Here is a 26,846-nt window from a genome sequence, read left to right on the forward strand (position 1 = left end):
ACTTCTTTTCTTTATTTTTTCCATTGTACCCTATCTCATAGGGAAAAGTCAAACTGCACTTGTTTGGTTGGTAATTCTAACCCTTTTATGATAGAATATTCAAGAAGATATTTCTTTTAAGAAAGGGAAAAGATGAGCAACATTTCAACTGATTTGCAAGATGTCGAAAAGATCATCGTACTGGACTATGGTAGCCAATACAACCAACTCATCTCACGTCGTATCCGTGAGATTGGTGTCTTTTCAGAACTAAAAAGTCACAAGATTTCGGCTGACGAAGTCCGTGCTATCAATCCTATCGGGATTGTACTTTCAGGTGGTCCAAACTCTGTTTACGAAGAAGGATCGTTTGATATTGATCCAGAGATTTTTGAACTTGGAATTCCGATTTTGGGAATCTGCTATGGTATGCAGCTATTGACTCACAAGCTTGGTGGTAAGGTTGTTCCTGCAGGCGATGCTGGTAACCGTGAATACGGTCAATCAACATTGACTCACACAGAATCAGCTCTTTTTGCGGGTACTCCAGATGAGCAACTTGTCTTGATGAGCCATGGGGATGCTGTTACAGAAATTCCTGCTGATTTTGTCCGTACTGGAACTTCTGCTGACTGTCCTTACGCATCTATTGAAAATTCAGACAAGAAAATCTATGGTATCCAATTCCACCCTGAAGTTCGCCACTCAGTACACGGTTATGATATCCTCCGTAACTTTGCCTTGAACATCTGTGGTGCCAAAGGCGACTGGACTATGGATAACTTCATCGAGATGCAAATCAAACAAATCCGTGAGAAAGTTGGAGACAAACGTGTTCTCCTCGGACTTTCTGGTGGTGTTGACTCTTCTGTTGTTGGGGTTCTTCTCCAAAAAGCCATCGGGGATCAATTGATCTGTATCTTTGTAGACCACGGTCTTCTCCGTAAAGGTGAAGCTGACCAAGTTATGGATATGCTTGGTGGTAAGTTTGGTTTGAACATTGTCAAAGCAGATGCTGCTAAACGTTTCCTTGATAAATTGGCTGGTGTATCTGATCCTGAACAAAAACGGAAGATTATCGGTAACGAGTTTGTTTATGTCTTTGATGACGAAGCAAGCAAACTAACAGATGTGAAATTCCTTGCTCAAGGAACTCTTTATACTGACGTGATTGAGTCTGGTACGGATACTGCTCAAACTATCAAGTCTCATCACAACGTGGGTGGACTTCCTGAAGATATGCAGTTTGAACTGATCGAGCCACTCAATACTCTTTACAAGGATGAAGTTCGTGCCCTTGGTACTGAACTTGGCATGCCAGACCACATCGTATGGCGCCAACCATTCCCAGGTCCAGGACTTGCTATCCGTGTTATGGGGGAAATCACTGAAGAGAAACTTGAAACAGTTCGCGAATCAGACGCTATCCTTCGTGAAGAAATTGCCAAAGCAGGTCTTGACCGCGATATCTGGCAATATTTCACTGTTAACACTGGCGTTCGTTCAGTAGGTGTTATGGGGGACGGTCGTACTTATGACTATACAATTGCTATCCGTGCCATCACTTCTATCGATGGAATGACAGCTGACTTCGCTAAGATCCCTTGGGAAGTCCTCCAAAAAATCTCTGTGCGCATCGTGAACGAAGTTGACCACGTTAACCGTATCGTCTACGATATCACAAGTAAACCACCTGCAACCGTTGAGTGGGAGTAAAGTTTCCTATAAAATAATAAATAATACTGCTGGAGCATGGACTACAGTGGTATTATTTTTTATAATTTCAATAATAGGAAAATTTCTCGACTCTCAACTCCTCTTTTTAAATCCTTGAAACCATGCTATAATATAGTAAGTATAGCTCCAATAACCTAATGATAAAGATTTCTTACATCATCCGTAAGTGTTATTCTACTCTGATTCATATTATAATGAAAGTAACAAAAGATGGAGGTGTTTCACATGGAAACAATTTTACGAGTAGAATCATTAAAAAAGCATTATGGAAAAGAGCCGAATATCACCAAAGCCTTGAACGGTATATCTTTTCAAGTTGTCAAAGGTGAGTTCTTAGGGATTATGGGGAGCAGTGGTTCTGGGAAAACAACCCTTCTTAACTGTCTCGCTACTATCATCAAACCAACTGATGGCTCCATTCAAATGCAAGAAAAAGATTTAGGTCAGTTAAAAGGTAGTCAGTTAGCTGATTATCGTGGCAAGGAAATTGGTTACCTCTTTCAAAATTTTGAGCTTTTGGACAATTTGACAGCCAAAGAAAATATTTTACTCCCCTTGTCTTTGCACAAGGTCGATGCCAACGAAAGCAAGGTTCGGTTAAAATTGCTTTCCCAATATCTAGATATTTCTGAACTTCTGGATAAGTTCCCATCTCAATTATCAGGTGGTCAACGACAAAGGGTAGCTGCTGCTCGTGCCTTGATTTTAGACCCTAAGATTGTATTTGCAGATGAGCCCACTGGGGCTTTGGACTCTAAAAATGCGACCATTTTGATGCAAAAATTATCCGAAATGAATCAAGTGGAAGAAACCACCATTCTCATGGTTACCCACGACTCGGTAGCTGCCAGCTTTTGCAACCGCATCTTGTTTATCCAAGACGGAAAACTATTCCATGAAATCCGTCGCGACTATCCAAGAGAAAGTCAAGAAGACTTCTACCACAGAATACTAAAGGTCATGGCAGCTCTGGCTGGAGGTGATGGCAATGTTTTCTAAATTAGTCTCAAGAAATAGCAAGAGAGATCGAAAGAATAATGGCTTGTATTTTAGTTCTATGGTTCTTTCTATTATCTCCTTTTACATCATCCTTTCTTTGTCCCATCAAGATGTGATGATCTTTCTCAAACAAATAGAGAGTGACGCTGTAAATAAACTCTTTAGCATGATTCCCATTCTTTATGTAGCAACCCTCATTATTCTCTTTTTTCTAGTCTACTTCGCAAGCAGTATGCAGATGGAAAGGAGAAAACATGAATTTGGTGTCTATCTAACGCTAGGGATGCGAAGAAGCAAACTGTTCTTGTTGCTCCTACTCGAGGATTTTAGAAACAGTATCCTTGCTCTTGGAATAGGTCTTCCAATTTCAATCTTGATTTCAGAACTGATTAGCCTAATAACCGCTAAAATTGTTGGGCTAGGGATTATTGAACATCAATTTTCTCTATCTACTACCGCTCTATTCTATACAATCATCGGTTTCCTAGCCGTAAAATTAACTGTCTTTATTCTTTTAAGTGCAAAAACAGCCAATAAGGAAATCGGAGATCTGCTATCCTATTCTCCTTCTGGCATGAAGAAACTACTCCCCAAGGGTGTGTACCTTCTTGCTTCTGTCCTCGGAATTTTGCTTCTAGGAACAGCCTATTACTTGGGGATGAGTGGACGAGCTTGGGAAAATGTCATAACAATGGGCATCACTGTTCTCTTGGGGACTCTAGGAACTATACTACTCTTCTTTGGTATGCGTTTGTTTATAGACTTTTTGGTCAAGCTTGGAAGCAATCGAAAACTCCACACCTATAATTTTAGACAGATTCAGGAATTAGTTATCCAGCGCTCAACTATACTGGCTATCTGCTCCCTCTTAATCTTCTCTGCCTTGTGCCTCTTTGGAGCAGGTGTGGCCATTGCAAGCGGCAATTCAGGCAATCAAACCCACGTATTGGATTATACATTTAGAGATAGCAAGCAGGAAACAGATGAAAATCTTGATGTAAATACAGTTAAAAAAGAGCTTGAAGCTGCTGGACTGGCATCACAGTTTTCAAAGATTCTACAAATCAAAGTGGGCAAACCGAAAGAACTCGAGTCCGTGTCCTTTGAACAGTTCATCAAGGTATTGAAAGAGCAAAAAGAAAGTAAAAACAAGGAAGTCTTAGTCCATAATTTCCAGAAGTATATAAGTTGCCACCTTTTGCCACTCTCTGAATACAATGAGCTTAGAAAGGCTGCCAGCCTCCCTCCTCTAGAATTAACAAACAAGGAAGCCTACTTGTATATGGGAAAAGATTTTCTCCCGGATGAGAATCTAGTTAACTCCGTTCTGAAAACAAATCCTCAAATCAAAGTCATGGGAAATGATGTAAAATTGATTGGAGAGGTTCAGTCTTTACCGATTGTAACGGATCGTGAAATAACCATTTCTGTAGCCCTCATAGTCCCAGATGAGACCTTTATGAGCTATACAGATGGTCGGTATTCAAATTATGTTAGTGGTATCTTGGCTCCTGAGCTGGTCAAGAAAAAAGGCCTGATGAAAGCTATCTCAGATACCAATAAAAAGCTGAATCAAAGCCCTCTTGGCTATGAAAGTTATATACAAAATATGGGAAGACAATTATTTTACATTATCTCTGCCAGCTATATCACCATCTATCTGGCTATCATCTTCCTTGTTGTCGCAAATACAATTATCGGCGTTCAGTTTTTGATGGGACAAAGACAATCCTACAGACGATACCAGACCTTAATCCATCTTGGAGCAAACTACGAAACTCTTTGTAAATCTTCAGAAAAGCAAATCAATTGGTATTTTGGTCTGCCAATAGCTCTTGCACTTATCAGTAGTAGCTTCGGAGTGAGCTCCCTCCTCACAGGAATAGTACCAGCCAGTGCAAGAATGGCCATGGGGCAGAAATTTATCACAGCCATGCTGATAATACTACTGTTAGCTGGATTTGAAGTCATCTATATAAGAATTGTAAAGAAAAATAGCAACAAGTACTTGTTGTCATTAATGGAACCCAAAAGAGATGAATAAGGTAGAATAAAATAGGAAAAGGAGGAGCCGATATGAAGCATATTCTGGTAATTGAAGATGAAGCCTTGATTCGAGATGAAATTGTCATTTTGTTAGAGAAGGCGGGTTATCAAGTTGATAAGTTGACGGACTTCAAAGATACAAGCCAGCAAGTATTGCAATACGATACGGATTTAATCATACTGGATTTGAATTTACCAGGAGAAACAGGTTTTCAAATTTGTAAAAATCTCAAGTCCAAACGCTCTGTGCCCATATTGGTTCTCACCTCCCGTGAACAACTAAAAGATGAGATTTACGCCCTAAAATTAGGGGCTGACGAGTACTTAACAAAACCTTTCAAGAAAGAAAGATTCTTGGCTCGTATAGAAAACATCTTGAAACGCTATGAAGGTAGACAAAATTTGCTTGAAAAAGATAATTTCCTGCTGGATAGAAATACCTATACTCTTTATATCAACGGACATTCGATTTTACTCCCTCAAAATCAAGGGAAATTGTTAGAAACCTTATTAGTGGCAACTGATTCTGTCGTCACAAAAGAAGAACTAAGCATGAAACTGTGGAGTACAACTGAGTTCATCGATGAAAATGCCCTACAAGTAAACATTGCAAGGCTGAAAAAGGTGATGAAACAGGCTGGCATTGCCCTTAAAGTCAGGTCCGTCAGAGGTATTGGTTACAAGCTAGAAGAGGTAAGTCCAGATGAAACATAATCTAAAATATCTAGCTAGTTATCTGCCTTGGTTACTTGTTCTCTTAGCATTTGATCTATTTACAGCTGTCCTGCTTTGGCTTTCAGATGTGAGAATGTTTCAAGCTCTCATCCTTCTCTATATTTTAGCCACCGTCCTGCTTTTTTTCATCCTATCATTCTTACTTATAAGAACAGAAAGAAAAAAAGCCGCTGCCTATAAATCCTTCATAGCCAATCCTAAGATCGATACTGAGCTTGAATTATTGAATTTATCAAGTGCCTCAGAGAAAGAAGGCATTGAAAAAATAGCAGATACACTTTATCAAAAGCAGGCTCAAATAGGAAAACTCAACTCATTACTAGCCGAGTACGAGGACTATGTTGAAAAATGGGCGCATGAGATTAAACTTCCTTTATCGCTTCTTTCCCTCCTTTTAGACAATCAAAGTGACCAACTACCTGAGGATACTGCTTTTAAATTGGACTATGTGAAAAATCAAATCCAAGGAAATGTATCACAGATCCTATTCTACTACAGGGTGAAAAGTGAGAAAAATGATTTTCTATTTGAAGACCTTGACCTAGAAGAGTGTATCCAAGATCTTTTAGAGAACTTTGATCCCTTGCTCAAAGAAAAGAATTTTACGATTAAGTTAGAGAACATACAAGGAATCTGCTACACCGATCAACGAAGTTTTGTATTTATCCTGTCTCAAATACTAGCCAACGCCCTTAAATATAGCTCTGACAAACCAGAACTCAAGATTTCTATGTCAAGTGACAAGGGGCGCAAAACCCTGATTATTAGGGATAATGGGTGTGGAGTTAAAGCTTGCGACCTCCCTCATATCTTTGAAAAAGGATTTACAGGTGATTCAGGAGAGACAAGGAAAAAATCAACAGGCATGGGTCTCTATCTTGTCAAACAATTAGCAGATGCTTTAAAAATCGACATCGTAGTAAAATCCGAATGGATGCATGGATTTGAAATCTCTCTTTCTATTTCGTAATTTTTCGATTAAGAAAATTGCCTAGTCATAGAAAGCATATATTTTATACCAAAAAGGAAAGCTGTACTGACCCCCAAAAGTTGGACAAATAATTATTGAAAGGATTTAGTTCTGTATTGCCACAGGGCTAAGTCCTTTTAGTTTGACTTTAATTCGTTTGTTGTTTTAGTTCTGGAGAATAATAACGATTCATCCCTTTCTTTACGATATCTATGCCATAACGGTCAATTAATTTCATCATGTACTTTAGACCAGAAACATCCACACTAAATCTTTTCGAAAGCTGTTTGAAACTTTGTCCTTGCTTTCTTAGTTCATAAATCTGAACTTTATCTTCATAATTCAATTTCATAATAAAACACCCCAAAAGTTAGATTTTTTCTGTCTAACTTTTGGGGTGCAGTTCAAATTTCTGATGGGATTTTAATAATTCATGATAATTCTTACCAGAAAAACTTTCGATAAATTCTAGCAATCGTTAAAAAGATAGCATAAAGTATGCCTAAGATAGTTAAAACTATTTTTCCAGTAGTCACTTCTGAACCAATAATCAATATATGAAAGAGAGGAGCGAGACCAGTACACACATATATCAAATAAACAATAACATTTATTTCACCAATCCCAGCAATAAAATCTTTAAAATCTTTCATTTAACTTCTCCTACAATCTACTTTTAATTTAAGTATATGATAAACTTCAGAAAATTAAAAGAATGGTCAGATTAAATGTTAATTTTCCCAATATCATCTACTTATGAATTCTGTCAATCCCAGTGTAGAACTATAAAAATACAGTAAAACCGACTTGGTTCTACTGTTTCATTTTTAAAATGTCTGGCGTTTGGCTTTTCGCTCTGCTCGTCCGCGAGCACGACCTTCTGCTCGCTTGGTTTTACGGCGTTTTTCATCGACGGCCCACTGGATTTTTTTCTTGTAGCCTGGTTTGACTTTTTTCTTTTTCTTTTTAACCAGACCAATCATTTCGATATCCAGTTTTTCTTGTTTCTTCTCACGATTGGCACGACGATCACGGTCATAAGTGTCCTGGAATTCTCCGTCTTTAACCACCTTAGGTACAAACTTGATTCCTAATTTCTCCAACTCACGAATATCAGAGTCATCACTTGGCTGGTAAAGGGTAATGGCTGTACCTGGTAGACCATTACGTCCAGTTCGTCCAACACGATGGACAAAGAAGGACAAGTCTTGAGGAATGGCATCATTAATGACATGGCTGACACCTTCAATATCAATCCCACGCGCAGCTAAATCTGTTGCTACGATATACTCAAAATCAAGATTCTTGACTTGATTCATGATGCGTTTGCGTTCACGAGGAGCAATATCCCCATGAATCTTAGCCACCTTTAATCCTTGAGCTGTTAGGTAGGTATGCAATTCATCTGCCCGCGTCTTAGTATTGACAAAAATCATGGCTAAGTATGGCTGCATAACTTGAGTTAACTCATAAATCTGGGCGTTCTTATCTCGACCCTTAGTCGAAATCAACCAGTTATCAATAGTGTCAGAGATAACTGTTTTGGTCTTGATTTTCTCCATGACAGGATTTGACAAGTATTTTTTCAAGAATGGTTGCAGTTTTTGAGGAATGGTTGCTGAAAAGACCATAAACTGTAAGTCTTTCGGAAGACTGCCTGCAATCTTATCAACTGTTTCCAAGAATCCCATATCCAAGGTCATGTCGGCTTCATCAACTACAAAGGTCTTAGCCTTATGAATAGCCAAATCACCTGATTTTACCAAGTCATAGATACGACCTGGCGTTCCGATAACAATATGGGGCTGATTGCTTGCCAATTTTTCAATCTGACGGGCCTTGTCCGTACCACCCACATAGTTAACGACACGAATCTCTACTTCTGAGTGTCCTGCAATCTGGCGGGCTGCTTGGTAAATCTGAGTTGCCAACTCACGACTCGGAGCTGTGATAACTGCCTGCACACTGTCGCCCTCTTCATCCAATTGTTGGAAAATCGGTAACAAGAAGGTATGAGTCTTCCCTGAACCTGTTTTGGATTCACCGACCAAGTCACGACCTGCTAGGACAATAGGAATTAACTTTTCCTGAACCTCGGTAGGAGTCGTAAACTTCAACTCCTCCAAAGCTTCATCTATATATTTTTTAAACTTAAATTTCGTAAATGACATAATATCCTCGATTCTATCTATCTACTCATTATACCACATTTTGATGCATTACAGTTAAACTTTCGATTTAGACAAACCCACGGAAATTTCAAAATATACACGAATAAAGACAAGAAAAATACTCTCTGTCCATCATAAACAAAGAGTATTAGATTTTTACTTAAGATTCCACTCTTCTCTCAGCCAATCACAAAAATGATGATAGCGTTGCTCAAGAGCTTCATGATGCCCATAAGCATCAAAAGTAGAATAAGTTGAGGGAACTGCTTCTGAAATCAGATCATGAATGTTTCTAGCAAAAATAGGAGCCTTAGACAAACGGTTGGAATGATTAGCACCTTCTGTCTGACCATTTTGTAGATAAATAAGGCTTTGGCTCTGTATCAAGTCATGTTCCCTACAAAAATCTATAAAGTCTGGATACCAGAAGGAACCACAGATAGAGAAAATACAGCTCAAAGGAAGATAGCTACTATAGAGACTATAAACAGCAGCAAGACCGCCAAGTGAATAGCCACCATAGGCAATTCGACTTTCATCAATCAAGTAGTCCTTTTGCAGAGTTGTTAGAATCCCTTGAAAGAGCTTTTGATGGTATCGGTCTAGTCTTCCACCAAAGTCTGAGCCCCCTTCTTTCAAAGCACTAGCTTGCCAAGGTGTAAAGTCATCCAGACGATTTTCTGGAATCAAGCCCACCAAAATCACAGATTGGGATAGGTCTGATAAATAATCCAGTTCCCCATCGTTTAAGAGCACAACTGGGTAGGCTTGTTTAGAGTCATAGGTTGAAGGAAGGCTGACCCTAACCTGAATCCCTTCCCAGTTAAACTCCTTATTTCTTGATAAAGTCATTGATTTTTTCAAGGGAATCAATCACTGCAGGACCGTAATCCATCAACTCATCGTAAGAGATAGTCATGATTTTTTGGTTCTTGATTGCTGGGACATTTTCCAAAACAGCATTTGCCTTCATCAAATCCACTGCTTTTTCATCCAACTTTTGATTGCGGTCGCTGGTTACATAGATAATCAACTCTGGTTCCATTGATACTAAGTTTTCCAAGGTCAAACCAGATGTTCCTGTTGCGACATTTGTGTAACCAAGTTGGTTGAGCAAACTTTCTTGAAGGGCTGACTTGTAGGCACCAAAGGTTTCGTCATTGTAGGCCACCATAATCAAAGCCTTTTTCTTTTCACCTTGTGTTTCTGGGTTAGCTTTTTTAACCGCATCGATTTTAGCTTGCAATTGCTCTGCGTATTGATTAGCCTTGTCTTGGACATTGAAAATGGTACCAAGATTCTTCACATCTTCTACGATATTTCCTAAATCCTGTTGGATATTTGAAAGTGAAGCTTTTTGCGTATAAACAGGGATTTTGTTTTCATTCCAAGCACTAATGGTTCCCATTGACTTTTCAGAAAACATCATGTTGCGGCCCATCAAGGCATCTGGTTCATAAGAAAGAACAGTTTCTTGTGAGACTGATTTTTTATCACCAATATGAGGGATGGCTTCAATCGCTTCCTTGTATTTACCAGTTACGGCATTATCAGGATTGAGCATGCCAGCAATTTTATCCTTCAAACCGAGTTCAAGTAGGATTTCAGTTGTTGAAAGATTGTTGGTAATGACCTTTTCAGGTGCCTTTTCAAATACTTGTTCGACTTCATTTCCTTTAGCGTCATAAGTTTTGATGGTTACAGGATAGCTGGTTTCTGTACTAGCCTTTTGACTTGTCTCTGTGCTTGATTGTGTGGTAGCTTTTTCTGTTGCACTATTTCCACAAGCTGCTAAAGTTAAGGTAGCTACTGTTAGGAGCAATATACTAAGTGATTTTTTCATGTTTTGTTTTCCTTTTCATTTTTTATAAATAGTGAATCATAGCTTGCTGATCTTCTGTCCAAGTTACCTTACTTTGGACGTCATAGATAGCCTGCAATGACTCGGGTGTGATGGTCTCTTTTGGAGTTCCTTGGTAAACAATCTCCCCTTCTTTCATTAGGTAGAGATAGTCTGAATAGCGACAAGCTAGCTGAATATCATGCAAGACAGCTAGCACATTGATATTGAGATGTTTGACAATGGTTAACAAGTCTAGCTGGTACTTGATATCTAAATGATTGGTTGGTTCGTCTAAGAGCAGGAGAGTCGGTTCTTGTGCCAAGGCACGTGCCAACAAAACTCGCTGCTTCTCTCCTCCTGACAAAGAAGAGTAAAGTCGATTTCTCTTTTCGAGCATATCTACCTTGACCAGAGCATCCTCAACCAGAGCAAAATCACTGTCTTTTTCCTTTTGTAAGAAAGAGAGATGGGGTGTTCTGCCCAGCATGACAATTTCCTCAACCGTACAATCAAATTGTAACTGATTAAACTGTGTGACGACTGCCATCTGCTTTGCCGTTTCCTTGACGCTCAATTGTTCCAGTGGCTTTCCATCTAGAGAAATCAAGCCCTGATCAGGCTTTTCCTGTCGATAGAGGAGTTTCAGCAAGCTAGTCTTCCCACTGCCATTTGGTCCTAAAATGGTATGAAATTGGTTGCCCTCAAGTTTAAGTGAGACTCCTTTGAGAATTTTTTTCTCTCCGATTCCAAAGTGAATATCCTGACACATTAAGTCCATATCAGACCCTCACCTCCCTTCGTCTACTTCCAACCATGTAGATAAAGAAAGGTGCACCTACTAAGGCTGTGAAGATACCAATCGGAAGTTCAGCATTCTGAATCAAGACACGAGCAAGAACATCTGCCCAAACAACAAAGAGGGCACCTAGTAAAGTAGCTATCGGAAATAGCCTTCTGTAATTTGTCCCAACCAAACTTCGGGCTAGATGAGGTGTGATAAGGCCAACAAAACCAATAATCCCACAGGTCGATACCAAGATTGCTGTCATTATAGCCACAATCGTCACATAGAGATACCAGTAAAAACGCAAGGGAATTCCCAAGGTCAAAGCCGCTTCATCTCCCATCATCATGGCATTAAAAACACGATATTGGGTAGAGAAAAATAAGAAAGCTATTCCCACTACTACTGTTGGCAAAGTTAAGTGAGCCCAGGAGGTCCCCGCTAAGGAACCCATGGTCCAAAACTTGATAGTCATAACGCTATCAGCATTGGCACCAATAGAGATAATAAAGTTTGAAAAAGCCAAAAATAGTGCATTCACGACCGTTCCTGATAAAATCAGGCTGGAAGTTGTCATCCTGCCTTGAATGGAAGCAATCAGAAGGACTGCAACTGTTGCTAAAATCGCTCCTAGGAAAGAACCTAGACCAATCAAAACTTTAAATCCAAGAATAATACTCAAAGTTGCTCCAAAGGTTGCCCCAGCTGAAATTCCTAACACATAGGGCTCTGCGATTGGATTATTGACTGTGGACTGCATGACACTGCCACACATGGAAAGACCAGCACCAACTATCAAACCAAGAAAAACCCGTGGCAATCTCATATTCCAAACAATAGCAAGTGTAGACTTCGAAAGGTCTCCTATATCCAGAGGGGCCCTCATCTTACTCAAAATAATCCGATAAGTATCACTCAAGCTAATTTGAACTGAACCCATAGAAACAGCCAAAAATAGAGAAACTCCCAAAGCTCCCAGCAACAGAGATAGGAGAAAAACATACCGCAGGTTTTGATGGCTTCCAGAAGATTTGGAAATCATAAAACTCTCCCTTAATAAAATTAAAAATTTAGACAATTTTCATAAATAGTATACCACATTTCCAAGGCGGGAACAAGGCTAGAAAAATGCACAAAAAAAGCCCTCTGAAGTCAGAGAGCTGATTTGAGCTCAGGCTAAAATCCTAGTGAACAAAAAAATCTCCCCGAAGAGAGACCTTTCTGGTTTATTTTACCTTACAGTACTAGGAACCGTAACCGAAGATCATACTTGAGTATATCGAGGTAAGTGACAAAAATAAAAAAGCCCTCTAAAGTCAGAGAGCTGATTTGAGCTCGGGCTAAAATCCTAGTGAAAAAGATGAAACTCCTTGTGTTCATCGAACACGGTGTCGTTTCCCTATTTTCATACGGATTTCTTACGCCCTTAGCATCATGATTCTTGCTGGATAAAACGTTTATAGACTAGACGGCAAGCCGAAGATTGTACAAAAATGTTAGTGAAACAAAAAATCTCCCCGAAGGGAGATCATTCTGGTTTATTTTACCTTACAGTGCTAGGAACCGTAACCGAAGATTATACTTGAGTATATCGAGGTAAGGTGACAACACAATGTAAGTGGAAAATAAAGCAGATTAGCGACGAAGTCCAAGAGAGTTAATCAACTCACGGTAACGGTTAACGTCGTTTTTACGCAAGTATGCAAGCAAGTTACGACGGCGACCGATTTTCTTCATCAATCCACGGTAAGTAGCGTGGTCTTTTTTGTGTTGTTTGATGTGTTCGTTAAGGTGGTTGATTTCCCAAGTAAGGACAGCAACTTGAACCTCTACTGAACCTGTATCACCTTCGTGACGTGCATATTGTGCAATGATTTCATTTTTTTTCTCTTTTGAGATTGCCATGATGTTTCTCCTTTTTATTTGGCTTCATCCGAGTGACAGGTTGGCATGCCTGTAACCAAGAAGAAGTTATTTGTCTTTACGACAATTTCTATTCTACCAATAACTAAGTTCTTTGTCAACTGATTTACTATCCATGCCACAAATATGCTATAATAGTTATAGGAAGGATATCTAAGTAGACAGCTTGGAAAGTGAGGTGATTACCATGCGTAAATTTCTCAAATATCTCCCCTACTATCTGGTCGTATTTTTCTTTTATTGGCCACTTTATGGATTATTTATACTACTATTACAGAATCCAAAACTAACGGAGCTCTATCTTTTAAATATATTCATCATTTCGCCTGTTGTAGTTTTTATAGTTTCTCTTCTTTATAGTTATCGATTTGGTTTTTCACTGCATTGGCTTCTAGGTAGCTGCTTGCTCTATTGTTTTACTATTATTCCTTTCAGAGAATTTATTATTGTTTATTTCCTAGCCTATGAAATTCTTATTCTACTAGGTACAGTTATTGGTGCCGCTATTAAGAATCTAGTGCAAAAACTGAAAAGCAAAAAACTTTCACAAAATCCTTGAAAAATCTCACAATCATGCTATAATAATGCATAGAGACAAGTCACTTAGCCCCTTTCTACCAGAGAGTGCGTGGTTGCTGTGAACGCATAGGAAGACTATACTGATACTACTCTACTGACTTTTATGCAAACATAAAACGGTGGCCACGTTAGAGCCAATCAGAGGTGTCCCTCTTTTTTGAGGAACATAAATGAAGGTGGAACCACGTTGCGACGTCCTTTTTAGGATGTCGCAATTTTTTATGAGGAGACTAACTATAGAGTTGCAAGAATTAGTGGAGCGCAGTTGGGCAATCCGACAAGCTTATCACGATCTGGAAGTTAAGCATCATGATTCCAAGTGGACGGTAGAAGAAGACCTCTTGGCTTTATCGAATGATATTGGAAATTTCCAACGATTAGTGATGACCAAGCAAGGACGCTACTATGATGAAACACCCTACACACTGGAACATAAACTTTCAGAAAATATCTGGTGGCTAGTAGAACTTTCTCAACGTTTGGATATAGACATCCTGACGGAAATGGAAAACTTCCTCTCTGATAAAGAAAAGCAGTTGAACATTAAGACTAGGAAGTAGTCTCATAATAAAAAGTCAATGCTTAGAAACTATGAAATATAAAAAAGGAGAAAACCATGATTAAAATTACTTTCCCAGATGGCGCTGTTCGTGAATTCGAATCTGGCGTTACAACTTTTGAAATTGCCCAATCTATCAGCAATTCCCTAGCTAAAAAAGCTCTTGCTGGTAAATTTAACGGTAAACTCATCGATACTACTCGTGCTATTACTGAAGACGGAAGCATCGAAATCGTGACACCTGATCACGAAGATGCCCTTCCAATCTTGCGTCACTCAGCTGCTCACTTGTTTGCTCAAGCCGCTCGCCGCCTTTTCCCAGACATTCACTTGGGTGTCGGTCCAGCTATCGAAGATGGTTTCTACTACGATACAGACAACCAAGCTGGTCAAATCTCTAACGAAGACCTCCCTCGTATCGAAGAAGAAATGCAAAAAATCGTTAAAGAAAACTTCCCATCTATTCGTGAGGAAGTGACTAAAGATGAAGCGCGTGAAATTTTCAAAAACGACCCATACAAGTTAGAATTGATTGAAGAACACTCAGAAGACGAAGGTGGTTTGACCATCTACCGTCAAGGTGAATATGTGGATCTCTGCCGTGGCCCACACGTCCCTTCAACTGGTCGTATCCAAATCTTCCACCTTCTTAACGTAGCTGGTGCTTACTGGCGTGGAAATAGCGACAATGCTATGATGCAACGTATTTACGGTACAGCTTGGTTCGACAAGAAAGACTTGAAAAACTACCTTCAAATGCGTGAAGAAGCCAAAGAACGTGACCACCGTAAACTTGGTAAAGAGCTTGACCTCTTCATGATTTCTCAAGAAGTCGGACAAGGGCTTCCATTCTGGTTGCCAAATGGTGCGACTATCCGTCGTGAATTGGAACGCTACATCGTCGACAAGGAAATCGCTGCTGGTTACCAACACGTCTACACTCCACCAATTGCCTCAGTAGAACTTTACAAGACTTCTGGTCACTGGGATCACTACCGTGAAGATATGTTCCCAACTATGGATATGGGTGATGGGGAAGAATTCGTTCTTCGTCCAATGAACTGTCCACACCATATCGAAGTCTTTAAACACCACGTTCACTCTTACCGTGAATTGCCAATCCGTATTGCTGAAATCGGTATGATGCACCGCTATGAAAAATCTGGTGCTCTCACAGGGCTTCAACGTGTACGTGAAATGTCACTTAATGATGGTCATACTTTCGTAACACCTGAACAAATCAAAGATGAGTTCCAACGTACGCTTCAATTGATTATCGATGTTTACGAAGATTTCAACTTAACTGACTATCGTTTCCGTTTATCATACCGCGACCCTAAAGATACTCACAAATATTTTGATAATGATGAGATGTGGGAAAATGCTCAACGTATGTTGAAATCAGCTATGGATGACATGGGACTTGACTACTTTGAAGCTGAAGGGGAAGCAGCCTTCTACGGACCAAAATTGGATATCCAAGTGAAGACAGCTCTTGGAAAAGAAGAAACCCTCTCTACTATCCAGCTTGACTTCTTGCTCCCAGAACGCTTCGACCTTAAATATATCGGAGCTGATGGTGAAGAACACCGTCCAGTTATGATTCACCGTGGGGTTATCTCAACTATGGAACGCTTCACAGCTATCTTGATTGAGAACTACAAGGGTGCCTTCCCAACATGGCTTGCACCACACCAAGTAACTCTCATCCCAGTATCTAACGAGAAACATGTGGACTACGCTTGGGAAGTGGCTAAGAAGCTCCGTGACCGTGGTGTCCGTGCTGATGTGGATGAACGCAATGAAAAAATGCAGTTCAAAATTCGTGCGTCTCAAACTCAAAAGATTCCTTACCAATTAATCGTTGGAGACAAGGAAATGGAAGAGAAGGCTGTAAACGTTCGCCGTTATGGTCAAAAAGAAACTGAAACTATGCCGGTAGATGCATTTGTAGAATTGATTCTTACAGACATCGCTAACAAATCACGAGTTGAAAAATAAACGATAAAACCTGGGATAAAAATTCTAGCTAAATAAAAAAGCAACAACTGAAAACGTTGTTGCTTTTTATATTTTGTTTTACCTGAGTTAGTAGTGATTGGTCAAACCACCACAAATAGTATCCTCATCAACAATCCTTTTATCCATTAACTTTTGGATATAGGATATCCTCCCAAGATTTGCTTCCATGAGTTAGATAAGTTGACTATCCTCAGTCCTTGTCTGCCTCATTTTCTTTTACGAGATCTTTTTGTGAATCTTTTTCAGAGAGTTTTTGATCGATATACTGGTTAATGGTTTCGTAAAATTCCTTGGTCGTCTCACTATCTAATTTTGTCGAATTATGGACTTGATTGACTTTTAATTGAACAGATTGAATACCGTAAGAGGCTTGTTTTTGGCGGATTGTTTCTAATTCTTCTTCTGAAATCGGATCTCCAACAACTGTCAAGACCAATTCATTGCTACTTGACTTGTAGACTTGATTAATGATCGTATAATTGGCGAACTCTTTTCCTACAAATTGTTTTATCCCTTCTTTTCGTGCTTGATCCATCGTCAGAGTGACTGCTGAATAGCTGGCTGGAAGAACCAATAATACAATCAAGGAGATCAACCCAATTCTCATTGTAATGTTTAGCTCTTTAAATGAACTTAAGGGAGATTTTCTCATCATAATTCTTGTTCCAACAAGGTTGATTAGCATGATAAAGACACAGTTGATCAAGAAAAGATAAAGAGCCCCAAATAAAAATCGTACATTTCCATTAGCTAAACCATATCCTGCAGTGCAGATAGGTGGCATCAGAGCTGTTGCGATGGCTACTCCTGGTACGATATTGTTTGCTTCTTTTTTCCTTGAACCAATAAAACCTGCTATCCCACCAGCAATAGCAATGAGAACATCCCAAATGGTTGGAGAGGTTCGTGCAATCAACTCGCTACTTGCATAAGATAAGGGAGAAATCCAGAAATACAGAGTCGATACAAGCAAACTGACCAATACTTGAGTAAATAAAACTTCTAGAGATTGTTTGATTAAACGCGTATCAAAAATAGCTAAACCAAACCCCAGTCCAACAATCGGTGTCATAAGAGGGGAAATCAGCATGGCTCCAATAATGACAGCTGTTGAATTCATATTTAGACCTATAGAGGCAATAAAAATCGCACACATCAAAATCACTGTATCTCTTAATCGAACATGAAGGTCATCATATAGTTTTTCGCGGAATTCACGTGTTGAATAGTTTCCGGACATTGGTTACTCCTTTTATTTCATATAATCTTGTTTCTGCATGGATGATGGTAGAGAGACTTCTGTCCAAACTGACATGTTTTTAATTCTTAGCTGTGATTCTTTTGATCATTATCTTTTAAATATCCATCAGTCCATCCTACATATTATATCAAAAATTTTACAGTCTTTCTCTGAAGAAATCAATTAATTTAAAAGATAGAGAAAGGAAGAAATTATTGTATCCTTATCCGAAGAAGAAGAAAAACGATATCTCCTCTGAAAGTAGATACCGTTTTAATGTTTAAAGATGATGAGTTTGTAGCAGCAATCTTAGTTGATATCGCCAATTAATTACCTGTTGAGAAATAAAAGTTAAAACCTGGTACAAAATCCCAGCTACTAAAAAAGAGGCTAGGACAAAAATCCTAGCCTCTCAATTGTCTTTGGATTGTCGAGCAAGACGCAGTGGTTGAGTGGGCTCTACTACGCTGATTTCATCAGCTTTTACAGCCCTACTCAACTGTGCGGAGGTGGTACGACGAAATCGAATTCTAACGAATTAACGATTTCTGTCCCACTCTCTTTTTTGATGTTTCTGTTTTTACATTTGAACAATTCTACGATAGCTTCTTGAAGTAATCATAAAGATTAGTACATAGACTAAAGCAAAGATACCACAGATAGAAAGAGTTACGCTTAACATCATGGCTGAATCAACAACACCAACGACCTTGAGAATCAGGCTCAGCATATGATAAGCAAAGGCCAGATGAAGAAAGGCAAAGGCCAGAGGTAGGAAGAAAACAGTCAAGACTTGTTTATTAATGGTTTGCTTGATTTGTTTTTGATCCAAGCCAACTTTTTGCAGGATGACAAAGCGTTCACGGTCTTCATAACCTTCTGAAATTTGTTTATAGTAGATAACGAGTACAGTACCTACCATAAAGATGATAGAGAGAAAAATACCGATAAAGAGGACTCCACCAAAGAGAGCGTTCATTTCGACAGTTGACTCACTCGCAATGTTTGCACCGTAAACCATACCATTCTCGTTCTTGAGATTGTGACTGAAATTATCAGAGTAGTTTTCAAAATCATCTGCAAGTTTGAGTTGTTCCTCTTTACTTGCCGTCACATCCATTCCACCATATAGCTGAGTGTAGATAGCAGAATCCTGGTATTTATCTAAAAAGTCCTGCAAATTTGAGACAACAAGGTAGTTATAATCTGAGATCAAAAGTACATACTGGTTAGCAACATGGTCTCTGAGGAAATCTTGCTGAATTTCTTGCTTGATCGTATAGTTATGATTGTTAAGACTGAATGCTTTTTGACCTTTAAGGCCATCGTTCTTAGCGAATAGTCCCACCTCATTATTCGTAAGGTTCAGCTTTTGTCCAGTCATTTTTTCATAATCCTTTTGATCAAAGACTAGGAAAACTGTCTTGGGCATAACACTATTTTGACCTTTTTCAAAGGTGGTTAATTTGGTACCATCTTGACTAGAAAGGCCGAAACTTGCATAGCTAAGAACATCCTTAGTGCTGATTGTTAGGTTCTTTTCGCTAGCGTATTGAGTCAAAAGCTTGTCTAAATCCTCAACTTCTACATTTTGTCCTGAAATTGACATATCGTGAGGATACAGGAGTTTTTTAATATTTTCAGAACCATTGTAGATACTGGTTGCTGCTGACATGGTGACCAAAACCATGGTGGAAAGGATGGCAATAGTCGCTAAACCAACCGCATTTTTCTTCATACGGAAAATGAGGTTAGAAACAGAGATGAGATTATTAGGTTTGTAGTAATATTTCTTGTTTTTCTTGAGCATTTTCAAGAAAACTGTAATCCCAGCATTGAACAAGAGATAGGTTCCTAAAATGACCAGTATTACAGCTAAAAAGAAGGTAGAAATAGCTAATAGAGCATTTGTTACGCTTTGAGCTAGATAATAGCCACTACCTAAAGAGAGTAGTCCCAAGATTGTCTGAAACACTAGGAAACGACCCTTCTTCTCACCTTTTGCTTTCTCACGAGATAGTTGGAGAGCATCCATACGGATAATGCGGATAGCATTTAGGATGACAATGACTAAAAAGATAAAACCAAATACCAGAAGGATGGAAAGGACTACGGACCATTGGAATGTGGCTACTAACTCCACTTTCATCTTTGAAAGTTTGAGCAATAAAGCGAAAATCAGATTATCAAAGAGGGCACCAATTCCAATCCCTGCAGTGACTGTTACTAGCCCAAATATCAAGAGTTCCTTAAAGGTCATACCAATCAAATGGCGTTTTTCTAAGCCCAACATGCCATATATACCCAGTTCTTTGGAACGATTTTTCATGACAAAACTATTGGCATAAAGTACGATAATGGCAGATGCAAGTGTCACTACGATCAGACCTAGTTGAAGGGTAAATTGAATAGAAGATCCACCCCGCATTTCTACCATTTTAGGATTAAAAGTTAATGAATAAAATAGATAGCTGATAGTAACTGCAAGGAGAACTGCTAGTGCAAAAGGGTAATAGAGTTTGCGGTTTTTGATTAAGTTGGAGATGGCCAACTTATTGGTTAGTCGAAACATATTAGTTCACCTCACTTGCCATAACAGTCAAGGTGTCAGAGATTTCTTGGAACATCTGACGTTCAGTCTTTTCACCACGGTAGATTTGATTGTAGAGAATGCCGTCCTTGATGAAAATGACACGTTTAGCACGGCTGGCTGCAGCTGTTGAGTGGGTTACCATGAGAATGGTTTGACCTCGCTCGTTAATCTCATCGAAGACATCTAGCAGTGCTGCAGATGACTTAGAGTCTAGGGCTCCTGTTGGCTCATCAGCGAGGAGAATTTCTGGTTCTGTGATGATAGCCCGTGCAACTGCAACCCGTTGTTTTTGCCCTCCAGAGATTTCATAAGGGTACTTCTCCTGCAATTGATTGATGCCAAGATTTTCGGCCGTCACGACCAATTTTTTCATCATTTCTGTAATAGGCTTTCTAGACAATACCAAAGGGAGTAAGATATTGTCTTTAACAGAAAGCGTATCTAACAAATTGAAGTCTTGGAAGACAAAGCCTAATTTTTCACGACGGAAGCTTGATGCTTCAGAATTTTTAATGGTAGCTGTGTCAGTTCCGTTTAGGAAGACCTGCCCACGCGTTGGCTTGTCAAGCATAGCAAGAATATTAAGTAGGGTTGATTTACCAGAACCAGACTCACCCATGATAGCAACGTAGTCGCCTTTTTCAACGGTAAAGTGAATATCTTTCAGGGCTTCTACTTGGTTGCCTTGAAAGCGAGTTTTATAAATCTTTTGAACGTGTTTTACATCTAATAGTGTCATTTTAACTTCTCCTTTTTAATATCCCATTAATTGAAACTGAGCTTGCATCATTTCGATGCCAAGCTGAACTCGCTCGATATCCTTTGGACTCGGCTTACTTGTTTGTTTCTTTTGTAAAATTGTTTTCATGGTTTCTCTCCTTTTTCTTTATGCTATAAGTTTACTCCAAAAAAAGAGGGCTTGCCATAACATAACCTTACAAAAGAGGCCTTTAATCTTACATTTTTGTAAGATTACATTTTTTATCTAATTGAAGCCTTTTTTCTCAACATATCAAGGTCTAAAGAAGAGCCTGAAAGGTTTCTTCCAAGCTCTTCACAATTCTTTTCATTCAATCAGTAAATTCACTTCAGAGAACTTAATCCTCACAGTTGTTCCTTGCCCAAGCTCGGATTCTATTTGAATTTGATGTCCTAATTCTTGGCTGATTTTCTGGGTTAGATAGAGCCCAAGTCCAGATGACTGCTGGGTCATTCGACCATTATAGCCTGAAAATCCACGTTCAAAGACTCGCAACCGATCACTATTTTTGATACCAATCCCAGTATCTTTGATGCAAAGTTCCTGACCTTCCATGTAGATTTCAATTCCACCTACATTTGTGTACTTGAGGCTATTTGAAAGGATTTGTTCAATAACTACCAACAGCCACTTCTTATCCGTCACAATGCTCCTGTCTAAGTCATGCAGATTAATACTTAGACCTTTCTGGATAAAGAAAAGGGCATATTTGCGAATGACTTCCTTGACCAAATTTTCTATATTTTCTTTCTTCAACACCAAATCATCATGGAAGCTTTCTAAGCGTAGATATTGGAGTACGAGATTGGTATAGGAATCAATCTTAAAAATTTCCTGCTCCAACTGTTGTTTCAGTTGGCGATCTGCCACCTCACTTACAAGGAGTTTACTGGCTGCAATTGGTGTTTTTATCTGATGAACCCAGAGTGTATAGTAGTCCACCAAATCATTATAGCGGTTTTCAGCATCTGATTTCTTTTGATAGAGTTCAGATTCGCTTTTCTCTAATTTTTCAGTTAGAAGGACTTCCATTGGTGACTTAGCTTTTCTTTCGCCATAGAGCAATTCCTTACGATAACGTTGCAATTCTATCAAGAAATCAAATACCAAAAACAAAAATGTCAAAAATGTAGATAGAAAGAAGAAATAGTTAAAGTAAGGTCCTTGACTAACAAATAGGACATCAAAAAGAAAGATGAGACCCGTCAATAACAGAATAAAAGCAAAAAAACGGCTACGCGAACGGACATAAGCTAGAAAAAAACTTTTAAGTTCAAGCATGTTTCAATCCGTACCCTATTCCTTTCTTGGTTTCAATAAAACCAATCAAACCTTCTTCCTCCAATTTCTTACGCAAACGAGCGACATTAACAGACAAGGTATTGTCGTCAATAAAAAAGTCACTGTTCCAGAGTTCACGCATCAAGTCATCACGCGCTACGATATTTCCCGCATGTTCAAATAAAACACGTAAAATCTGAAATTCATTCTTTGTTAAACTGATAGCTTTGCCATTGACATGCACATCCATAGATTTGGTATTGAGGATAACTCCAGCATACTCTAGGAGACTCTCATCCCGTCCAAACTCATAAGAGCGGCGCAATAATCCTTGTACCTTAGCTAAAAGTACCTGCTGGTCAAAAGGCTTGGTCACAAAATCATCTGCCCCCATGTTAATAGCCATAACGATGTCCATAGCCTGGTCTCTTGAAGACAGAAACATAATAGGAACTTTGGAAATCTTGCGAATCTCCTGGCACCAGTGATAACCATTAAAGAGAGGCAAGCCGATATCCATGAGAACCAGATGAGGTTGAGATTGAACAAATAGTGTCAGAACTTCCATAAAGTCTTCTACCATAACTACTTCAAAACCCCATTCGGAGAGCATTTTCCCAACTTGCTGACGAATAACTGGATCATCTTCTACTAGTAAAATCTTGTGCATCTGCTCCTCCTTTTTCTATATTATAGCAAAATTCTTCTCACTACTAGCGAAATTGATGCAAATCTGATAAGATAAAAGTAAAGAAAGGAGTTCCCATGTCCAATATTTTCGACTACCTAACTGACGTTCAATACGATTCTTTTTACGATCTTCCCTTGAATGAACTGGATATACTTGCTTTTACAGAGCTGACTTATCTTCCTTTTGATAACTTATTGGAACAGCCTGTCAATCGTTTAAGCGATGTCGCAACACGTGTCCCTCGTGAGACTAACATGTTGACCAATAAAGAACGTCTCCAGCTCCTCGATCAGTTATCCCAGCACAAACGTTTTAAAAATAGCAAACTCTCTAACTTTGTAAACGAGGTTGATACGGAGCAACAGAAACAGTTCGCTGCTATGACCTATCGCCTTGATTTAGATACTTATCTGATTGTCTTTCGTGGCACAGACGACAGTATTATTGGTTGGAAGGAAGATTTCCATATGACCTACATGAAGGAAATCCCTGCCCAAAAGGATGCTCTTGAATACTTGGAAGATTTCTTTACCCAACATCCAAAACAAAAAGTCATGCTTGCTGGACATTCTAAAGGTGGGAATCTAGCCATCTATGCTGCTAGTCAAATCCTACCTGAATTGCAGGAAAAGATATCTGCGATTTATACCTACGATGCCCCTGGTTTGCAGGCTCATCTGACTGAAACCACTGGTTATCAAGATGTTATTCCAAAAATTCGCCGCTATGTCCCACAGGGATCTGTCATTGGCATGATGCTAGAAGTCCCTGATACACCTATCGTCGTCAAGTCTACAGCTCTCGGCGGTATCGCCCAACACAGTACCTTTAGTTGGCTGACAGAGGGACACCACTTTGTCCAACTAGAGGCCATCAGTAGCGAAAGTCTCCAAATCAAAGACACTCTCAAAGAATGGGTGGATAGTGTGCCCGATGAAGAACTAGAACTCTACTTTGATCTCTTCTTTGGTACCATTCTAGAATCTGGAATCAGCTCCATTAATGAACTGTCTTCTAAAAATGCTATTGACCATGTTCGACAACTTGTTTCTCAAGCTCAGACTCTAGAGCCTGAGCAAGTTGAAATCTTAAAAAATCTGACACAACTCCTACTGGATGCTCGTTTCCATGCCTGGAAAAATCATTTTTAATCAAGAACAAGGTCTCTTCTCTGAAGGGACTTTTTTATTGATTTCTTATTTTATTCTTCTGTGTTATACTAGTAGGAGTAAATGCTTTGAAAGAGGAAATCCTATGAAAATCCACAAAACTGTGAACCCTGTTGCCTATGAAAATACTTATTATCTTGAAGGAGACCAACACCTGATTGTTGTTGATCCGGGTAACCATTGGGAGGCTATTCGCAAGACTATCGAGACCATCAATAAACCAGTCTGCGCTATCCTCTTGACCCATACCCACTACGACCATATTATGAGTCTAGACTTGGTCAGAGATACTTTCGGAAATCCTCCCGTATATGTGGCAGAAAGCGAAGCTGCTTGGCTCTTTACTCCTGTCGACAATCTTTCTGGCCTTCCTCGACACGACGATATGGCGGATGTCATCTGCAAACCGGCTGAACACACCTTTGTCTTTCATGAAGAATACCAGATTGAGGAGTTCCGCTTCACTGTATTACCAACTCCAGGCCACTCTATCGGAGGAGTTTCATTTGTTTTTCCAGATGGGCACTTGGTCTTAACGGGTGATGCCCTTTTCCGAGAAACCATTGGTCGAACAGATTTGCCAACTGGTAGTATGGAACAACTCCTTCATAGTATCCAAACCCAGCTCTTTACTCTCCCAAACTACGATGTCTATCCAGGGCACGGACCTGCTACTACCATCGCTCACGAAAAAACCTTTAATCCATTTTTCTAAAACATAAAAACCAAGGACAATCATCCTTGGTTTTTGTATTACCAAATAATCACACGGTCCTCTGGTGAACGCCACATGCCGTCGCCTTCTTTGACATCATAGGTTGTAAAGAAGTCATCAAAGTTTGGCACTTGGATGTTAACACGGAGTTTAGCTGGGGCGTGCACATCAACGCTAGCCATCAGTTTCATCAACTCTGGACGGCCTTTCATTCGCCAAATACGCGCAAAGTTATGGAAGAATTCTTCAGCTGAGAAGTCTGGCTCTCTCTTAGCAGCTTCTAGCGCTGCAGCGATTCCTCCTAGGTCAGCAACATTTTCTGATACGGTCAATTTACCGTTAATCGTTGCGCCGTAAGATTCTTGGCCGTCAAACTGGTCGATAACCTTCTGAGTTTTCTCTTTGAAGGCTGCATAGTCGCTCTCAGTCCACCAATCCTTGAGGCTACCATTTTCATCAAAGGAAGCTCCATTAGTATCAAAGGCGTGAGAAATTTCATGGGCAATAACCGCACCAATCCCACCATAGTTGGCAGAAGATGACTGGTGCAAATCATAGAATGGAGCCTGTAAAATAGCAGCTGGGAAGACAATCAAGTTCTTTTGTGGATTGTAGTAGGCATTCACCATATGAGCAGGCATTCCCCACTCCTTATAGTCAACTGGCTGGTTCCACTTGCTCCAGCTGTGCTTGATTTCAACACGCGCAAAGGCTAGAGCATTCTCAAAGAGACTAGCAGATTCATCCACTACCTTGTCCTTATAGCGAGCTGGCAGTTCTTCTGGATAACCAATATAAGGCTTGATGACATTGAGTTTGACGATAGCTTTTTCTCGAGTTTCAGGAGTCAGCCAGTCATTTTTAGCCAAACGTTCCTTATAAACGTCAATCATGGTCGCTACTTTTTTCTCTACGTCTGCCTTGGCTTCTGGAGAGAATTTTTCGTGGGCATACCAAAGACCAAGGGCTTGTTTGAATGGTCCTTGAGCTAAGTGGTAAGCTGCCTTGCGTTTGTCTTGAGCCTCTGGAACTCCTGAAAGAGCTCGTCCGTAGGCACCTGACAAGATACGAATCTCATCTGTCAAATAGCTCGTTGAAAGATTGACTACACCTAAGATCAAGCCTGCCTTGAGCAAAGGCCAAGCTTCTTCACTATAGAATTGCTCTGCTGCTTGCCAGAAACGTTCTTCATCTACGATAATCTTGTCTGGTGTTTGTCCAATCACCGCTTGGAAAAAATCATCTAAAGGAAGTGCAGGAGCAAACTTTTTGAAATCTTCATAAGAATATGGATGGTAGAGTTTAGCATATTCTGAACTTTCTTCATTAGAGAGGACTACTGCTGCGATACGGCGGTCCAATTCCAATCGTTTCTCTAGCAAGTCTTCGATTTCTTCATCTGAGAAGTTATAGGCTTTGAGGAGATTAGAAGTACTTTCTTTCCAAAGATTCAATAATTCCTCACGCTGAGGATGGTCTTCCGCATAGTAGGTTGTGTCAGGCAAGATAGTTCCTGGAGCACTAGCCCAGAGAACATTGGTTCTAGCATCCATAAAGTCTGGTGATACTCCAAATGGAAGGAAGTTTGGTTTACCAGCTAATTCAAATGCTGCTAGTTTACTTGCGAAATCCGCAAAACTTTCTAAATTCTGGTATTCCTTCAATAAAGGAAGGACTGGTTCAATTCCATCTGCTTCTCGCTTATCGAAATCTCTGACCATACTATGGTACTTGACAAAATTTGCCAAGATAGCATCTTCTGGCACATCTTCTCCTGCCAACCACTTGTCTGTCGTCGTTAGCATCAACTCTTCAATTTCTTCGTCAAGGTCGATAAAACCACCTGTTCTCGATTTATCTGCTGGAATAACAGCAGTCTTTTCCCACTCACCATTTATGGCATCATAAAAATCATCTTGATAACGTGTCATCTTGTTCTCGCTTTCCTAATTTCACTTATTCTTAGCTTAGCAAAAATCCCTGGGGAATGCAATTAAAAATGCCGCCTCCTCCTATTTGATTTCATCATTAATATTTTAAATTTTTACCA

At 39.6% G+C, this 26,846-nt stretch carries 23 protein-coding genes and 1 pseudogene; 10 read left to right on the plus strand and 14 right to left on the minus strand.

The genetic code is table 11. From position 1 onward, the window contains the following. Nucleotides 1-132: 132 nt before the first annotated feature. From guaA to ACESOD_RS05485, 5 genes are all read left to right on the plus strand, one after another. A complete protein-coding gene (gene guaA, locus ACESOD_RS05465) occupies nt 133-1,695 on the plus strand; it encodes a glutamine-hydrolyzing GMP synthase (RefSeq protein WP_373094428.1) in 1,563 nt (520 codons plus the stop codon). A 246-nt stretch (nt 1,696-1,941) separates the two neighbouring features. Continuing rightward, a complete protein-coding gene (locus ACESOD_RS05470) occupies nt 1,942-2,715 on the plus strand; it encodes an ABC transporter ATP-binding protein (protein ID WP_373094429.1) in 774 nt (257 codons plus the stop codon). Then, complete coding sequence (locus ACESOD_RS05475) at nt 2,705-4,759, plus strand: FtsX-like permease family protein (RefSeq protein WP_373094430.1); 2,055 nt, start codon at nt 2,705-2,707, stop codon at nt 4,757-4,759. The genes ACESOD_RS05470 and ACESOD_RS05475 overlap by 11 nt, the downstream gene beginning before the upstream one ends. Nucleotides 4,760-4,791: 32 nt before the next feature. Next, on the plus strand, nt 4,792-5,475 hold the full coding sequence (locus ACESOD_RS05480; RefSeq protein ID WP_373094431.1) for a response regulator transcription factor: 684 nt from the start codon (nt 4,792-4,794) through the stop codon (nt 5,473-5,475). After that, nucleotides 5,465-6,466 carry a sensor histidine kinase gene (locus ACESOD_RS05485; RefSeq protein WP_373094432.1) on the plus strand — a complete coding sequence of 334 codons (1,002 nt, stop codon included), beginning with the start codon at nt 5,465-5,467 and terminating at the stop codon, nt 6,464-6,466. The genes ACESOD_RS05480 and ACESOD_RS05485 overlap by 11 nt, the downstream gene beginning before the upstream one ends. A gap of 157 nt (nt 6,467-6,623) precedes the next feature. Here ACESOD_RS05485 and ACESOD_RS05490 read toward each other — a convergent pair. The 8 genes and pseudogenes from ACESOD_RS05490 to rpsO form a co-directional block, all read right to left on the minus strand. Continuing rightward, nucleotides 6,624-6,818, minus strand: a pseudogene (locus ACESOD_RS05490) (IS3 family transposase); the annotation flags it as partial. 91 nt (nt 6,819-6,909) lie between these two features. Then, on the minus strand, nt 6,910-7,119 hold the full coding sequence (locus ACESOD_RS05495; RefSeq protein WP_373094433.1) for a hypothetical protein: 210 nt from the start codon (nt 7,117-7,119) through the stop codon (nt 6,910-6,912). A 174-nt stretch (nt 7,120-7,293) separates the two neighbouring features. Continuing rightward, nucleotides 7,294-8,637 carry a DEAD/DEAH box helicase gene (locus tag ACESOD_RS05500; protein WP_373094434.1) on the minus strand — a complete coding sequence of 448 codons (1,344 nt, stop codon included), beginning with the start codon at nt 8,635-8,637 and terminating at the stop codon, nt 7,294-7,296. 156 nt (nt 8,638-8,793) lie between these two features. Then, nucleotides 8,794-9,489 carry an alpha/beta hydrolase-fold protein gene (locus ACESOD_RS05505; RefSeq protein WP_373094435.1) on the minus strand — a complete coding sequence of 232 codons (696 nt, stop codon included), beginning with the start codon at nt 9,487-9,489 and terminating at the stop codon, nt 8,794-8,796. Then, nucleotides 9,470-10,480, minus strand: a complete 1,011-nt coding sequence (locus ACESOD_RS05510) for an ABC transporter substrate-binding protein (protein ID WP_060955497.1) — start codon at nt 10,478-10,480, stop codon at nt 9,470-9,472. The genes ACESOD_RS05505 and ACESOD_RS05510 overlap by 20 nt, the downstream gene beginning before the upstream one ends. Nucleotides 10,481-10,502: 22 nt before the next feature. Beyond that, nucleotides 10,503-11,258, minus strand: coding sequence for an ABC transporter ATP-binding protein (locus ACESOD_RS05515; RefSeq protein ID WP_373094436.1), 756 nt, complete (start codon nt 11,256-11,258; stop codon nt 10,503-10,505). A 1-nt stretch (nt 11,259) separates the two neighbouring features. After that, nucleotides 11,260-12,306, minus strand: coding sequence for a FecCD family ABC transporter permease (locus ACESOD_RS05520; RefSeq protein ID WP_373094437.1), 1,047 nt, complete (start codon nt 12,304-12,306; stop codon nt 11,260-11,262). A gap of 593 nt (nt 12,307-12,899) precedes the next feature. Then, a complete protein-coding gene (gene rpsO / locus ACESOD_RS05525) occupies nt 12,900-13,169 on the minus strand; it encodes a 30S ribosomal protein S15 (protein ID WP_001018251.1) in 270 nt (89 codons plus the stop codon). A gap of 205 nt (nt 13,170-13,374) precedes the next feature. Here rpsO and ACESOD_RS05530 point away from each other — a divergent pair, with 205 nt between their 5' ends. The 3 genes from ACESOD_RS05530 (at nt 13,375) to thrS (ending at nt 16,326) form a co-directional block, all read left to right on the plus strand. Continuing rightward, nucleotides 13,375-13,746, plus strand: coding sequence for a hypothetical protein (locus tag ACESOD_RS05530; protein ID WP_373094438.1), 372 nt, complete (start codon nt 13,375-13,377; stop codon nt 13,744-13,746). 256 nt (nt 13,747-14,002) lie between these two features. Then, a complete protein-coding gene (locus ACESOD_RS05535) occupies nt 14,003-14,326 on the plus strand; it encodes a MazG-like protein (protein ID WP_004251229.1) in 324 nt (107 codons plus the stop codon). Between the two features lie 56 nt (nt 14,327-14,382). Next, entirely contained in the window at nt 14,383-16,326 is a 1,944-nt protein-coding gene (thrS, locus tag ACESOD_RS05540; RefSeq protein WP_373094439.1) for a threonine--tRNA ligase, read from the plus strand. A 211-nt stretch (nt 16,327-16,537) separates the two neighbouring features. On the opposite strand, the gene ACESOD_RS05545 is transcribed toward thrS, so the two are convergent. From ACESOD_RS05545 to ACESOD_RS05565, 5 genes are all read right to left on the minus strand, one after another. Further along, nucleotides 16,538-17,587 (minus strand): DUF389 domain-containing protein, encoded by a 1,050-nt coding sequence (locus ACESOD_RS05545; RefSeq protein ID WP_373094440.1) that lies wholly within the window; start codon nt 17,585-17,587, stop codon nt 16,538-16,540. 580 nt (nt 17,588-18,167) lie between these two features. Beyond that, nucleotides 18,168-20,159: an ABC transporter permease gene (locus ACESOD_RS05550; RefSeq protein WP_373094441.1), complete on the minus strand. Its 1,992-nt coding sequence runs from the start codon at nt 20,157-20,159 to the stop codon at nt 18,168-18,170. Nucleotide 20,160: 1 nt separating this feature from the next. Continuing rightward, nucleotides 20,161-20,919 (minus strand): ABC transporter ATP-binding protein, encoded by a 759-nt coding sequence (locus ACESOD_RS05555; RefSeq protein WP_373094442.1) that lies wholly within the window; start codon nt 20,917-20,919, stop codon nt 20,161-20,163. A gap of 327 nt (nt 20,920-21,246) precedes the next feature. Continuing rightward, entirely contained in the window at nt 21,247-22,221 is a 975-nt protein-coding gene (locus ACESOD_RS05560; protein WP_373094443.1) for a sensor histidine kinase, read from the minus strand. Beyond that, the gene (locus tag ACESOD_RS05565; RefSeq protein ID WP_049530959.1) at nt 22,214-22,891 is read right to left on the minus strand and encodes a response regulator transcription factor; all 678 of its coding nucleotides are present in this window, start codon (nt 22,889-22,891) and stop codon (nt 22,214-22,216) included. Before ACESOD_RS05565 ends, ACESOD_RS05560 begins: the two co-directional genes overlap by 8 nt. 95 nt (nt 22,892-22,986) lie before the next feature. Between ACESOD_RS05565 and ACESOD_RS05570 the strand changes: the two genes are divergently transcribed. Together ACESOD_RS05570 and ACESOD_RS05575 are read left to right on the plus strand one after the other, a co-directional pair. After that, on the plus strand, nt 22,987-24,063 hold the full coding sequence (locus ACESOD_RS05570; RefSeq protein WP_373094444.1) for a DUF2974 domain-containing protein: 1,077 nt from the start codon (nt 22,987-22,989) through the stop codon (nt 24,061-24,063). Nucleotides 24,064-24,166: 103 nt separating this feature from the next. Continuing rightward, nucleotides 24,167-24,796, plus strand: coding sequence for an MBL fold metallo-hydrolase (locus tag ACESOD_RS05575; RefSeq protein ID WP_060955487.1), 630 nt, complete (start codon nt 24,167-24,169; stop codon nt 24,794-24,796). 38 nt (nt 24,797-24,834) lie between these two features. On the opposite strand, the gene ACESOD_RS05580 is transcribed toward ACESOD_RS05575, so the two are convergent. After that, nucleotides 24,835-26,727: a M13 family metallopeptidase gene (locus tag ACESOD_RS05580; protein ID WP_373094445.1), complete on the minus strand. Its 1,893-nt coding sequence runs from the start codon at nt 26,725-26,727 to the stop codon at nt 24,835-24,837. Between the last annotated feature and the right edge of the window lie 119 nt (nt 26,728-26,846).

Source organism: Streptococcus oralis, from assembly GCF_964238205.1.
Taxonomy (GTDB): Bacteria; Bacillota; Bacilli; order Lactobacillales; family Streptococcaceae; genus Streptococcus; species Streptococcus oralis_CZ.